A 14,089-nucleotide genomic window follows, 5' to 3' on the forward strand; every position below is an offset into this window, starting at 1 on the left:
ATTTTATAAAAAACCTACAAACCTTCTTTAATACTACGCATCTTAAATGAGATCCATAAAATCATAATAATTTGGATAACTGCAGTTGTAACTACCACACCGAAATATGCTTGTTCAAATATCTTTCTCCAATGATGGTCCGTAGCATACAAATAGTAAAAATCATAAGTTAACGTAAATAAAGTCAATGCAAATGATGAAGATATTAAATTTCCAGCATTTTTGATTGTATTAACACTATCAAGCTTTGCTGAATCTATCACCGAAAACATAACTGCATTTGTTGAAGTTTGGTACATTCCCAAAACAAAACCATAAAGCATAGCCATAACACAAAATGTAAAATAGCTATAATAAATATCAAAAACTATCGATATATAGTTAATCTGATAATATTGTGCTAAAGACGTGAGTAATAGCATCAGATAAATTATCAAAAGAATTATTTACTTTTCTTAAAATTCTTTTAAAATTGGCCCAAATTTTTTCTATAGGATTTAAATCAGGAGAATAAGCAGGAAGGTATAGTATCTGTATATCAAACTTCTCTGCTATTTTAGCCAATTTAGGAGACTTATGAAAACTAGCATTATCCATAACAACAGTAGTCTTTGGAATTAACTCAGGACATAAATGCTCTTCAAACCACTGATTAAGAATTTGAGTATCTGTATATCCAGTATACTCTAGCGGTGCTATAATCTTCTTTTCTAAATAGTTATAACCAGCAACTATACTTTTTCTCTGAGTTTGATAAGCAATAACTTCACCATAGCTAGGTTTACCAACAAGAGACCATCCTCTTAGTACAGACTGTTTATTATCCATACCCATTTCATCTAAATATACAAGTTTGTTAGGTTCAATAGTCTCAACAACCTCTATAAAACTTTGCCTATCTTGTTCTTTTCTTTGCTTATATTTAGGTGTCTTTTTTTAAAACTAAAACCAAGTCTGGTAAGACAATCATAAAATGTGCTTCTAGGTATTTCAGGAGCTAATGCTTCTCTAATATCTAAAGCCATTGCATCTGGATATGTTCTTAAGTAGCTTTCTATCGCTTCCTTATCTGTAAAGGTTGCTACTCTACCGCAACCCAAGCCTTGCTTAGATTTATAATCACCAGTTGTCTCGTATAAGTTTATCCAAGATCTAGTAGTACGGATATCTATATTAAAAAAATTACTTAGCTCTTTGTCTGTTAGGCCTTCTTTATATTTAGTTATTACGATATCTCTGAAATCTTGGCTATATGATGACATTTTTTCTAAATATTATAACATTATTGTCAAATAACTATCGGATTAACTATAGCCATGATTATAATTATGGCTATTATCACTAAATCAAAACTTATTTTTTTCATAAAAAACATATCTAAATAGTATTTAAAACATTTTAGTTATATAAAGATAAATAGACAAGCTTTTGGAATAATTAAGGTAGTTATTGATACTTTTTATTTAGAGGTTAATAGTGTTTTAGGTAGTCAGCCTAAAATAATTTCAGTTACTAGATTATTTGATATACTACTATTAGGCTATTGGTAAAATTTTTGACATACAAACGTCTATTATTGCTTAATATTACTATATCTAAATATTTATAAAAATATTTTCAAACTAGCAAATCAATATAAATGCAAATAATTAAGTACAATAGATAAATTTGTTTGAGCTTGTTTTAAGCTATAGAATTTTTGTTAAATTCTCACTAATGTATCAATATTACTTAAAACATCCTCATTAAGTCTTCTTCTTAACTCTCTCCATTTTGGAATAAACCTATCCATTAGGATTTTAAAGTTTTCATTGTGGTGCCTTTCTAATAAATGAACCATTTCGTGAACAACTACAGACTCTATAGTTTCTATAGGCTTTTTTGCAAGCTCAAGGTTAAACAATAATCGTTTATCCTCGATATTACAGCTACCCCATTTTGTTTTCATCCTTTGTATTTTCCAAGAGCGAATATTTACACCTATGATATTTTGCCACTTATCTATAAGCTTATTTATCTTAACTTTCAAATGCTGGCGATAAAATTCATCAAGTACTTTTTGGCGATTTTCTACCGTTGTATTTCGATTTACATATAATTCTAGTTTTAAATGATTTTTTATAATTTGATGTTTTCCTGCTGTATGTACAACACTCAACAAATATCTCTTCCCTAAGAAATAATGGCTCTCACCAGATACCATTTCTCTTTTTGTTTGTCTTGGCTGATTTTCAAAAGCTTCTTTTTGCTTTTTTATCCAAGATAGTTTTGATATAACAGCAAGTCTTACAGCTTCGTTATCTATATGCAAAGGAGCAGCAACTCTTATCTTACCATTTGGAGGATACACTCCTATATGGAGGTTTTTTATATCCTTTCTTTCTATGAAAATAGATAGTTCGCTTACCGTGATAATATTTTGACTACTTATATTCATATTGTCTTTTTATGATATCCATAATCTCATCTATGTTGTAAACTTCGCCACTAAGTTCAGCTTCCACAGCCCTTTTAACTTTTCTTTCTTTCATAAGATTACCAATCCAGTTATCTTTTTTGGTGTATCTTATAGCAGTATCGACTCTTGTCACTAGCTCTTCATTTTGCTCTAAATTATCAAAAAGTGCTTTTTTACCACTTGTATTGATACTCTTGGGTGTAGTTGAGTTTGGTTCTTTTTTACCACTTGGGTCTTTTACTTTTATGGCTAGGTCTTTTATCTTTTTAAGATAATCTTTGTAGTCTATCATTTCCTCTTTTCTTAGCTGGATGATCTCATCAAGGAGTTCAGACATTTTGTCATAGTATTTTGGATTGACTGGATTTTCATCGATTATAAGTTTTCTAAGATTATTCTCTATTGCTTCACTCATAGATTCATTATTTTGCATAGATTTAGGCATCGACTCTACAAAGTTATCACTGTCATTATTTATAATCAAATCAACCAAACTCATATTATCAAAATCTGTTAGACGCTCACTATCTTCTGCTTTGATATACATATCTATAAGCTGTCTCATAGCTGGGTCAAAAAGCTTCATATCGACATAATCTCCACTAGCAAGTTTTATCTCTTGTCTTAGCTTCTCGTAGTGTTCAACCTCTTTTTTTATAGCTGTGATTTCAGCTACGCTATACCCTGCTTGGTCATACTCAGGAGCTATATTTGCATAACTTCTGATAAGTGCTACAACAGCCTTGTAAAGTGCTAACCTTTTTGGTTCATTTTCTTTTAGTGCATCTTTGTCGCTTGTATTTTTTGCACAAAAGTAATGGATATAATCAATTTGAGTTTTTGTCTCTTCTACAGGCTCACAGAGTGCTTTTAAAGTTTCAAGAGCATCATCGAGTCTTTTCTTTGATTTTTCTAGTCTATTTGTCAAAAGCCCTTGCACATCTTCGCTATCAAAGCCATCGAAAGCTCCACTTGTATAGTCATCAACTGCACCTTCCATATTATTAAAAAGATCCTGGTAATCGATAATATAACCATACTCTTTATCTTCACCATCAAGTCTATTTACTCTACAAATAGCTTGAAATAGCCCATGATCTCTTAGTTTTTTATCAATATAAAGATAAGTAGCACTTGGAGCATCAAATCCTGTTAAAAGCTTATCAACTACTATTAAAAGTTTCATCTGCCCTGGTTCTTTGACAAATTTTTTCTTTACTTGAGTTTCAAACTCTTCTACTTTTTTGATAGCATCTTTCTCATCCTCTTCAAAATAGTTTGAAAGCATCTTTTTATACACATCGTATTTTAGAAGCTCTTCGTTTTGCCCCTCGCCAGTATAAGCACTTTTTATATCTACAATTGAAGGCATATAGCTAGTAACTATCGCGACTTTATCTTTTAAATAGGTTCTTGAAAATATCTCGTAAGTCTTACAAGCTTCGTATACAGATGCACACACAAGCATAGCATTACCTCTGCCATTGACAAGTCTTTCTTTTTTATCCATATCAATCATAATATCTTGAGCAATCATCTCTAGCCTTGACTTTGAAGAGAGTACTTTTTGGAGAGTTCCCCATCTTTGTTTGAGTTGAGTTTTGCCAATATCTGTTAGATTTTTGGTTTTAAGCTCAAACCATTCATCTATCTTTTTTTGATTGCCGATATTTTGCTCTATATCTCTTGGTTCATATTGTAAATCTAGTACTACACCATCTTCTATGGCTTCATCAAATTTATAGGTATGAATATATGATCCAAATACCTCTATACTCTTTTGTTTGTCTGATTTTAATAGTGGTGTCCCTGTAAAACCTATAAACATAGCATTTGGTAATATCTTTTTCATAGCTTCATGCAAATCACCTGACTGGGTTCTATGGCACTCATCGACAAATACAAACAACTCACCTTTAGCTTTAAAGTCTCTTGGTAAAGAGTTCTGTAGTTCTCTGATAAACTCATCAGTTCCGACTTTTGCTTTTTTCTCATGGCTACCAAACTTATGCACTAGTGAGCAAAGTAGCCATTCTGTATCTTTGTTAAGCTCTGCTATAAGATCTTTACCGTTTTTTGTTCTATAGATTTGTTCTTCTACACCGTTAAAAACTTTCTCAATTTGCTCATCAAGCTCTGTTCTATCTGTGATGACTAATACTCGTGAATTTGTGATATTTTCTCTTATCCACTTAGCTAGCCATACCATAGTTAGAGATTTACCACTTCCTTGGGTATGCCAAATAATACCACCCTCACGCCTAGCAATGTGCTTTTGTGCTGCTTTAACACCGAAATATTGGTTTTGTCTACAAGCTTTTTTGATACCACTATCAAAAAGTATAAAATCATGAAGTAACTCAAAAATTCTTTGTTTGTTTAAAAGGCGTATAATGTCACAATCAAGTCGGCTAGTGCCACCATTACAAATAGTATTTGATAAAAACTTTTTCTCTTTTGAATCTGTCTTTGGGTTAAAGCTTAGATTTTCCTCTTTCCACTCTAGGTAGTATTTTTCACTAGTACCTGTAGTACCATAGCGTAATCCTTGAGTATCGTTACCAGCTAGCACTAGTTGTATAGTGGTAAAAAAGTCTCTGATAAATTCCTTTTCTTGGTTAGCGATATTTTGCTGGATACCTTCAGATACACTCACACTAGAACGCTTTAGCTCTAATACTGCTATAGCTATACCGTTGATATACAGCACTATATCTGGGCGTTTTTTATGCTCACCCTTTACACTTACTTCTTCAGCTATATAAAACTCATTTTCATCTATATCGTTCCAATCAATTAGCCAAACAGTCTCTGTAAGACTTCCAACATCTTCTTTTACTTTTACACCGTAGCGAAGAAGATGATAAAAAGCTTTGTTAGCTTCATAGAGCTTTCTGCCGCCACCGATAGCGATTGCTTGGTCTATCTCACGAAATGTTTTAGCAATAAGTGTGTTACTGACACCTTTGTTTTGTAACCATTTTTTTAAAATTGGTTCAATGATGTTTGTATTATCATCTCTTTTTTCAAAGTTACCGAGATAGGTATAGCCTAGATTAAAGCCTTGTGTATTTTTATCAAAAAGTTTTATGACTCTGTTTTGTGTGATTCTCTCTATGTCACCTACATTACTCATCTTTTACCTCTAATCTAGTTTTTCCAGTGAGCAGTTCACTCATCATGCCATCTTTGATAGCTTTTGTTTTTGAAAGTTTTGCTTTTAAAGATTCTATTTCGTTGTCCATATCTGATAGGATTTTGGCTATTGCTTGCTGTTCTTGTGTTGTTGGTGGTAATAAAATAGTCGTCGAATTAATCAATTCTGTATTTAGGTTCATCTGTGAACCAGTTTGCCCACTTTTAGACCAACCATTTTCTATAAAAAATAAAAAATAATATAAAAACTCTATATCTATTTGAAGATTATTAAAAACTACAAACCCATCATGTATACAGCTATCTAAATTTGTCAAAATAGGTTTTCCAAGCGTTGCACATATACTCATTATCAAACTGCCTTTTTTTACAAACCTACTTTGAGACACTCCATCTAGTGATAACTTTTGGACCGTTTGATTTAAAAACTTTGTAGTTTTTGAAATATCTGAAATTCTAACCCAACCAATTTCTGAATTATTGTCAAACCATTTAGGATCTTCAATGGGTCTAGGAGATGCTCCTCTTGAGATGCTTGAAACATCCCCTAACTTTTTCTCTTCCCACTCGCCACAAAAACTACTTAATCGCTTTTTACCTGTGAGAAGCTGTTGCATAGTGCCTTGTTTGATGGCTTGTTTTTTTGCTATTAGTTTTTCAAATGAGATTATAAGTTCATCTGTGTCGCTTAGAGCTTTTGCTATGGCTTGTTGTTCTTGTTTTGGTGGGATTGGCAAATATATAGAATAAAAATCATTATGATTTAAATCTGGAATAGTACTCGTTCCAGCTTTTTCAAGTATTAGTCTTTGAGTTTGTTTCGATGATAAAAAATAGACTAAAAACTTTTTATCAAGTATCTTCCTATTGAAGTTTATCTTGAAAAAATTATTATGAAAAACTCCTTCAATATTTGTAACTACAACACCTGTATTACCAGTTCTCGTCATAAGAATATCATTTAAATCACAAACAACATTATTAGTATAGTTTTCGATATACTCTGCATCTTTACCATTATTTAAAGCTTGTATCGTTATATAAAATTTTGAATCTATTGTTGGAAACTTTAATCTTTGACTAATTGGAATTTGAAGACCTTGATTTATCAAAGATATATCTTTAAATTGTTCGACTTTCCAATCTTCAGGGATCATACCTATATCAGTTTGTTTATAACCAGCTTTTACCATGATAACCCCATAGTTTTTAGATGTTCTTCTACGCTGTTACTTAGTTTAGTTACATCAGCTTCGATAGTTTTTAGTGGCTCGCTATATCGCTCTTCTAGGGTTTTGATTCTATTTGCTAGGCTCGTTGTTACCCTGTTTATCTCATCTTGGATTTGGTTTGTTATATGATTTAGCCATTTATAGTTAATCTGATAATATTGTGCTAAAGACGTGAGTAATAGCATCAGATAAATTATCAAAAGAATTATTTACTTTTCTTAAAATTCTTTTAAAATTGGCCCAAATTTTTTCTATAGGATTTAAATCAGGAGAATAAGCAGGAAGGTATAGTATCTGTATATCAAACTTCTCTGCTATTTTAGCCAATTTAGGAGACTTATGAAAACTAGCATTATCCATAACAACAGTAGTCTTTGGAATTAACTCAGGATATAAATGCTCTTCAAACCACTGATTAAAAATTTGAGTATCTGTATATCCAGTATACTCTAGCGGTGCTATAATCTTCTTTTCTAAATAGTTATAACCAGCAACTATACTTTTTCTCTGAGTTTGATAAGCAATAACTTCACCATAGCTAGGTTTACCAACAAGAGACCATCCTCTTAGTACAGACTGTTTATTATCCATACCCATTTCATCTAAATATACAAGTTTGTTAGGTTCAATAGTCTCAACAACCTCTATAAAACTTTGCCTATCTTGTTCTTTTCTTTGCTTATATTTAGGTGTCTTTTTTTAAAACTAAAACCAAGTCTGGTAAGACAATCATAAAATGTGCTTCTAGGTATTTCAGGAGCTAATGCTTCTCTAATATCTAAAGCCATTGCATCTGGATATGTTCTTAAGTAGCTTTCTATCGCTTCCTTATCTGTAAAGGTTGCTACTCTACCGCAACCCAAGCCTTGCTTAGATTTATAATCACCAGTTGTCTCGTATAAGTTTATCCAAGATCTAGTAGTACGGATATCTATATTAAAAAAATTACTTAGCTCTTTGTCTGTTAGGCCTTCTTTATATTTAGTTATTACGATATCTCTGAAATCTTGGCTATATGATGACATTTTTTCTAAATATTATAACATTATTGTCAAATAACTATCGGATTAACTATATCTAAAGCCTCTGTAGCAACATTAGTAAATATACCATCATCTTTATGTTTAGCTTTTTCTTTTTCTAATTTAAGATCTTTACCACAAGCCAACATCTGGTTATACTCAAAAACTTTATCTCTGGCTTGCTTTAAACTTGTAGTAGGATAATGCCAATACCTATAGTAGTTCTTTTGCCATTCAAAGCATATAGCTAGAAAAAATATTTATTATCATTTTTATCTATTTTAAGATTTAATGTATAAACCATTACCATCTGCTATGCGGTGGTCTTTTCCTGTAGATTTTAAGCCCTGTATCTTAGTAACTGTAAGCTTTTCAGCCATTTAAGTGTATCCTCATATTTTCAAATTTAGCATTTTTATAGTTCAGGATACACTTTAACAAGGGTTGCAATGGTTTTTAATAGCACTAGCTGGGATAAGAAAAGTATATAAAAGTATTGATTTAAAAAGGGTTTATGGGTGTATGGGAATACTTGAAAAAAGTTAAATGGTGCCGGAGGCCGGACTCGAACCGGCACTTTGTTTCCAAAACCGGATTTTGAATCCGGCGCGTCTACCAATTTCACCACTCCGGCAAAGAGTGTTTAAAGATCTTCTGGCCAATTATCAATCATAGTTCCTAATGATAATCCAAGCTCAGATAATTTATCTTTAATTTCTGTTAATGATTTTTTACCAAAATTTGGTGCTTTTAAAAGCTCATTTTCAGTTTTTTGAACTAATTCACCGATAAATCTAATATTTACTGCTTTTAAACAATTTGATGATCTTGCTGTTAAATTAAGTTCTTCTACATGTTTCAACAAAACAGGATCAATATCTTTAGTAGGATCTTCTACAAAAATCCCTTTGTTTATCTCTTCTACATCAACAATATTTTTAAGCTGATTCTGAATTTTTGTTGCAGCGACTCTTAACGCTTCTTCACACGTTAAGTTTCCGTTAGTTTTAATATTAAGCTCAAGTTTATCAAGGTCTGTACGTCTGCCTACACGAGCATCTTTTATTTCAAATTCACAAAAAATCACAGGTGAAAAAGTAGCATCTAGCAAAAATTCTCCATCTTTGAAATTCTCATCTGTATATCTATAACCAACACCTTTTTCAACTTTAGCTTCTATTTTAAGTTTTTTGCCGCCATTATAGCTACAAATAAAAGTTTCCTCAGTTATTTCTAAACCTTCAGTAAGCTTAGCTTCTTCAGAAAAAATCTCTTCCTCTTCTCCTGAGATTTCAAAAGTAATAGTTCCTGAATCAATACCATCTGCCAGAGATACCGGAAGAGCTTTAACATTCAAGATAATATCAGCAACAGTTTCTTCACATGGGATAGCATCTTCTAGAGAAGATATCTTACCATCATTAATTTTTATACTAGTAACACATGATCCATTCACAGAATAAAGCATAGTCTGCTTCAATGCAAATCCGAGAGTATAGCCAACACCTCTTTCTAACGCCTCAAAAGAAAACTTCGTAGCATTTTTAGCATAGTCATCAATTTTTATATTAGTAGGATGTAGTAAATTTTCTAGTGCCATAGCTATTTCAAAACCTAGTATATTTTATTAGATATAATTTAATTCCAAAGATTATAACATATAAATCCTAAATTTTAATAGATTAATTCTTACTTCTTATCTTAGCAATACTATCAAGCTTGATTTTAATCTTACTTTCAAACCCAATTCCTGAAGGTTTATAAAAGTTCTGTCCCATATTTTGGGGTAAATATTGTTGATTAACATATGAATTTGGATAATCATGTGGATACAAGTACCCGCTATCTTTATGATTTTTGAGATGTTGGGGCACGTTTATATTCCTGAATGATTTTGATACGCTAAGAGCATCATTATAAGCTTTATAGCAAGCATTACTCTTTGGAGCAATCGCCAGATATATAGCTACTTGCGATAGTGCTAACCTACCTTCTGGCAAACCAAGCTTCTCATAAGCATTCCATGCATCTATAGCCATTCTCAAAGCTTGAGGGTCCGCATTACCTATATCTTCAGATGCTATACAAAGCATTCTTCTAGCAATAACTAAGGGATCAACACCATTATCAATCATAATGCTTAACCAAAAAACTGCTGCATCTGGGTCTGTACCTCTAATTGACTTATGAAAAGCAGATAATTGTTCATAAAATTCCTTACCTTCTCTATGAAAATCTCGTGATGCTTCACCTACAGCCTGGTCAAATATTTTTTTATTTAAAAAAATATTATCTTCTTGATCACTAATAAGAAACATCCTCTCAACAAGATTTAAAACTTTACGACAATCTCCTGCACTATAATTATATATAGCTTCATATATACACTCTTCCACATCAAAACAATATTTTGATAAAATTTCATCTTGCGATAATGCTCTTTGAACTAATTTTTTCACCCCCAATAATTCCAGTCTCTTAAGACGTAAAACAAAAAGCCTAGAGACCAATGCATCATTCAGGTAATAGGTTGGATTTTCGGTAGTTGCTCCAATTAATATAATTTTTCCTGATTCAACATATGGTAAAAGCAAGTCTTGCTGAGACTTATTAAAACGATGGATTTCATCTAAAAATAATACAAAACTGTCTAAATGTTGATTATCTGTAATTATTTTCCTTACTTCTTTGACACCAGAATCAACTGCTGATAACTCAAAAAACTCCAACTTTTTAGATCTAGCTATAATTCTAGCTAATGTTGTCTTACCTACCCCAGGCGTACCAGATAAGATCAAAGAACAAATACCATTTCCAATAAGCATTTTCTTTAGCATTCCATTATCTGATAATAAATGCTCCTGACCTATTACATCATTGACTTTTTGAGGCCTTAATCTAGCTGCTAGTGGGATATATTTCATTGAATCGTTATTCTATATTTGTTTTTCACAAGTTCATATAATACACCTTCACGGACCGCACCATTTGATAATTCCATTTGTGAAATCCCTAAACAATCAAATATTACGTATAAAATAATAACACCCCCTGCTAATATGCTCTCTCGATCTTCTCTTAGGCCATCAAAATGTATATTTTCAACTTCTCTTTTATCGATCATCATAGTTATAAGTTTATTTAAAAAATCTTTTGTAACGATTGAGCTATTTGTAAACTTCTTACACATATTAGTCACTGCTATTATTGTCCCTGAAGATCCTAAAACATTATTCCAACCAACTTTTTTATATTTAGTTAAGATAGGTTCTAGCGCTTGTTTTGCACGCATTGCCGCTGCATAAAAATTTGAAAAATCCAACTTTTCATTAGAAAAATAATCTTTCTGTATACCAACACAACCCAGATCTAAACTACGTGCTATAAGTATTTTATTTCCCCTACCAATAACTAATTCAGTCGAACCTCCACCAATATCTACCACTAGAGTTTTTTGCTTAATATCATAATTATCTCTAGCACCAATATAAACAAGCCTAGCCTCCTCAGGTCCAGAAATTATCTTAATTTTAGTTCCAAGGGCCTTGTCCAGCCTTTTTTTAAAACCTTTTATATTATTTTTAGCCTTTCTGAGAGTGTAGGTCCCAACCGCACGAATATGCTCAACATTATAAAGTTTAATTTCTTTTGCAAATAATTCTAAGCACTCAACCGCTTTTTCTTGAATATCTTTATTAATAGTCAAATTATTATTAAGCCCCGCCCTTAATTGAACTTTCCGCTTTTGTTTAGATAATATAATAACCTCTCCATTAGGCTTAATTTCACTAATAAGCATATGAAAACTATTTGAACCTAAATCTACTGTGGCGACTATCTTTGACATATAATATAAAAATTTATATTTCCATATATCTCTCATTATAAAAAAATATATGTAAAATAGCTAAAAAAATTTGTCTAAGAAGTTTTTTTGTTTATAATAATTAACAATTAGTTTAACTTCTTATGAAATTATCATACACATAGCAGTTAGTCTGCCCAATCAGTTTAAAATCAAAAAAAAATAAAGGAAAATCAAAGCATGTCAAAATGTATCGATATATCAGATAGTCAATTTGAAAGTGAAGTTGTTAATAGCGACAACCCTGTATTATTAGATTTTTGGGCACCTTGGTGTGGTCCTTGCAAAATGATTTCTCCGATACTTGAACAAATTGCAGACCATTATGGTGACAAAATTAAAATCTGCAAAATCAATATCGATGATAATGAAGAGACAGCGCAAAAATTTGGTGTTCGCGGCGTGCCCACACTTATGGTTTTCAAAGATGGTGAAAACAAAGAAACTAAAGTTGGTGTAGTACAAAAAAGTCAACTAATCTCAATCATAGATAAATACCTATAATTTAGCTATAAGACCACATCTTTTACAAATAGAGAATCAAATGAATTTAAATGAACTAAAATATAAATCTGTTAATGAGCTAATGGATATGGCTCAGAGCCTAGATCTTGAATCACTTCGCGCAAGAAAACAAGAACTTATTTTTTCAATTCTAAAATTTCATGCTGATAAAGGCGAAGATATTTATGGTGAAGGTATTTTAGAAGTTTTGCAAGATGGTTACGGCTTCCTAAGATCATCAGATAGCTCATATTTTGCCTCCCCTGACGATATCTACGTATCTCCAGCATTTATTAGAAAGCTAAACCTACGTACTGGCGATAGCATTGTTGGTAAAATTCGTCCTCCTCGTGATAGCGAAAAATATTTTGCTGTTAAGCATATTGATAGTGTCAACTTTGATTCTCCCGAACTTGCTAGAAAAAAAATTCTCTTTGAAAACTTAACTCCTGAATATGCAAAAGAAAGGTTAACTATGGAAATTGGTAATGGCTCTAATGAAGACATTACAGCAAGAGTTATTGATTTAGCTGCTCCATTTGGTAAAGGTCAACGTGGTTTGATAGTAGCACCACCAAAAACTGGTAAAACAATTATGATGCAAAATATTGCAACTTCAATTGCTAAGAACCATCCAGAGTGCAATCTAATTATGCTTCTAATTGATGAACGTCCTGAGGAAGTTACTGAAATGCAACGCTCAGTACGTGGAGAGGTTGTTGCTAGTACATTCGATGAGCCTGCTGCTCGTCATGTCCAACTAGCTGAAATTGTAATAGAAAAAGCTAAAAGACTAGTGGAACATAAGCAGGATGTTGTAATCTTATTAGACTCAATTACAAGACTTGCTCGTGCATATAATACAGTCTCTCCAGCTTCAGGTAGAGTACTATCAGGTGGTGTTGAAGCAAATGCCCTACAAAAACCTAAAAGATTCTTTGGTGCAGCACGTAATACAGCTGAAGGCGGTAGCTTGACTATCATTGCAACTGCTCTAGTTGAGACAGGTTCAAAAATGGATGAAGTTATCTTTGAAGAGTTTAAAGGTACTGGTAATATGGAGCTCCATCTTGATCGTAAGATTGCTGAACGCCGTGTATTCCCAGCTATTAGCTTTGATAGATCTGGTACTCGTAGAGAAGAGCTTCTTACCAGTCCTGAAGAATTACAAAAGCTTTGGGTACTTCGTAAGATTCTAGGTGGTATGGAAGATGTTCAAGCAATGGAGTTCTTAACTGAAAAAATGAAAGGATCTCTAACAAATGAACAATTTTTTGAAACTATGAAAAGAGGCGCTATTTAACACCCGTTTCAAAAACCATCTTATTATGATGCTAAATCTTTTTTTCTAAAATTACCATTACTATCAAAAACTCTACAGCTTTTAATTGGATTACTATATACATGTAGTGTATATGCAACCCTTTCCGAGAAATTATGAATACTATGGATATTCTGCTCTACCGCAGTATAAACCTTGCCACCAGAAATTTCTTGTCTTTCAGATCGAATAAACTCTGCTTGATTAAAGTGATAAGAAAAACTGCTCAATTCTCCTTTAAGTAAATAAACACTACAGGTTTGATTGTTATGATCATGGATTTTAGAAAAAGATCCTACAGGCCACCTTAAAAGCAAAACCTCAAACTGATCATTTTTAAAAATAGGTGTACGTGTGTAATTTTTTTCATCCACCGTTGCTAAGTGCAATATTTTTCTTAATTTAATAGCTAGAGTCTCTACAAACTCATCTCTACCAAGTCTAGAAAAGTTTTGTTCACAAAAACATTCTATAACATCTAGCATACTTTCCCGCTATTTACACAATTAGCAAATCAAATAATTAATCTTA

Annotated in this window: 13 protein-coding genes and 1 tRNA gene; 2 read left to right on the forward strand and 12 right to left on the reverse strand. The window is 32.1% G+C overall.

From position 1 onward, the window contains the following. Positions 1-14: 14 nt before the first annotated feature. From ACR0PV_RS07745 to ACR0PV_RS07795, 11 genes are all read right to left on the reverse strand, one after another. On the reverse strand, positions 15-422 hold the full coding sequence (locus ACR0PV_RS07745) for a hypothetical protein (protein ID WP_488172537.1): 408 nt from the start codon (positions 420-422) through the stop codon (positions 15-17). Next, positions 382-1,262 (reverse strand): IS630 family transposase gene (locus ACR0PV_RS07750; RefSeq protein ID WP_488172178.1). Its coding sequence is split into 2 segments (ribosomal slippage): positions 382-938 and positions 938-1,262, totalling 882 coding nucleotides; the frame shifts between segments, so codons are not numbered across the junction. The genes ACR0PV_RS07745 and ACR0PV_RS07750 overlap by 41 nt, the downstream gene beginning before the upstream one ends. Positions 1,263-1,702: 440 nt before the next feature. Then, entirely contained in the window at positions 1,703-2,437 is a 735-nt protein-coding gene (locus tag ACR0PV_RS07755) for a M48 family metallopeptidase (protein WP_488172538.1), read from the reverse strand. Beyond that, on the reverse strand, positions 2,424-5,594 hold the full coding sequence (locus tag ACR0PV_RS07760) for a type I restriction endonuclease subunit R (RefSeq protein ID WP_488172539.1): 3,171 nt from the start codon (positions 5,592-5,594) through the stop codon (positions 2,424-2,426). Before ACR0PV_RS07760 ends, ACR0PV_RS07755 begins: the two co-directional genes overlap by 14 nt. Next, complete coding sequence (locus tag ACR0PV_RS07765) at positions 5,587-6,807, reverse strand: restriction endonuclease subunit S (protein ID WP_488172540.1); 1,221 nt, start codon at positions 6,805-6,807, stop codon at positions 5,587-5,589. The genes ACR0PV_RS07760 and ACR0PV_RS07765 overlap by 8 nt, the downstream gene beginning before the upstream one ends. Then, on the reverse strand, positions 6,801-7,031 hold the full coding sequence (locus tag ACR0PV_RS07770; RefSeq protein ID WP_488172541.1) for a hypothetical protein: 231 nt from the start codon (positions 7,029-7,031) through the stop codon (positions 6,801-6,803). Before ACR0PV_RS07770 ends, ACR0PV_RS07765 begins: the two co-directional genes overlap by 7 nt. Continuing rightward, a protein-coding gene (locus ACR0PV_RS07775) for an IS630 family transposase (protein ID WP_488172542.1) occupies positions 6,991-7,871 on the reverse strand; the annotation gives its coding sequence in 2 pieces (ribosomal slippage) (positions 6,991-7,547 and positions 7,547-7,871; 882 coding nt in all). The genes ACR0PV_RS07770 and ACR0PV_RS07775 overlap by 41 nt, the downstream gene beginning before the upstream one ends. 544 nt (positions 7,872-8,415) lie before the next feature. Next, positions 8,416-8,502, reverse strand: a tRNA-Leu gene (locus ACR0PV_RS07780). Between the two features lie 9 nt (positions 8,503-8,511). Next, entirely contained in the window at positions 8,512-9,468 is a 957-nt protein-coding gene (locus ACR0PV_RS07785; protein ID WP_488172543.1) for a DNA-directed RNA polymerase subunit alpha, read from the reverse strand. Between the two features lie 82 nt (positions 9,469-9,550). Further along, positions 9,551-10,792: a replication-associated recombination protein A gene (locus ACR0PV_RS07790; RefSeq protein ID WP_488172544.1), complete on the reverse strand. Its 1,242-nt coding sequence runs from the start codon at positions 10,790-10,792 to the stop codon at positions 9,551-9,553. Then, positions 10,789-11,715, reverse strand: coding sequence for a Ppx/GppA phosphatase family protein (locus ACR0PV_RS07795; RefSeq protein ID WP_488172545.1), 927 nt, complete (start codon positions 11,713-11,715; stop codon positions 10,789-10,791). The genes ACR0PV_RS07790 and ACR0PV_RS07795 overlap by 4 nt, the downstream gene beginning before the upstream one ends. Positions 11,716-11,913: 198 nt before the next feature. Between ACR0PV_RS07795 and trxA the strand changes: the two genes are divergently transcribed. Both trxA and rho read left to right on the forward strand, forming a co-directional pair. Then, positions 11,914-12,237, forward strand: a complete 324-nt coding sequence (trxA, locus tag ACR0PV_RS07800; protein ID WP_488172546.1) for a thioredoxin — start codon at positions 11,914-11,916, stop codon at positions 12,235-12,237. Positions 12,238-12,277: 40 nt separating this feature from the next. Further along, positions 12,278-13,540, forward strand: coding sequence for a transcription termination factor Rho (gene rho / locus ACR0PV_RS07805; protein WP_488172547.1), 1,263 nt, complete (start codon positions 12,278-12,280; stop codon positions 13,538-13,540). A 23-nt stretch (positions 13,541-13,563) separates the two neighbouring features. Here rho and ACR0PV_RS07810 read toward each other — a convergent pair whose 3' ends face one another. After that, positions 13,564-14,043: a cysteine dioxygenase gene (locus ACR0PV_RS07810; protein WP_488172548.1), complete on the reverse strand. Its 480-nt coding sequence runs from the start codon at positions 14,041-14,043 to the stop codon at positions 13,564-13,566. Positions 14,044-14,089: the final 46 nt, after the last annotated feature.

This window comes from Francisella sp. AG1 (assembly GCF_057683165.1).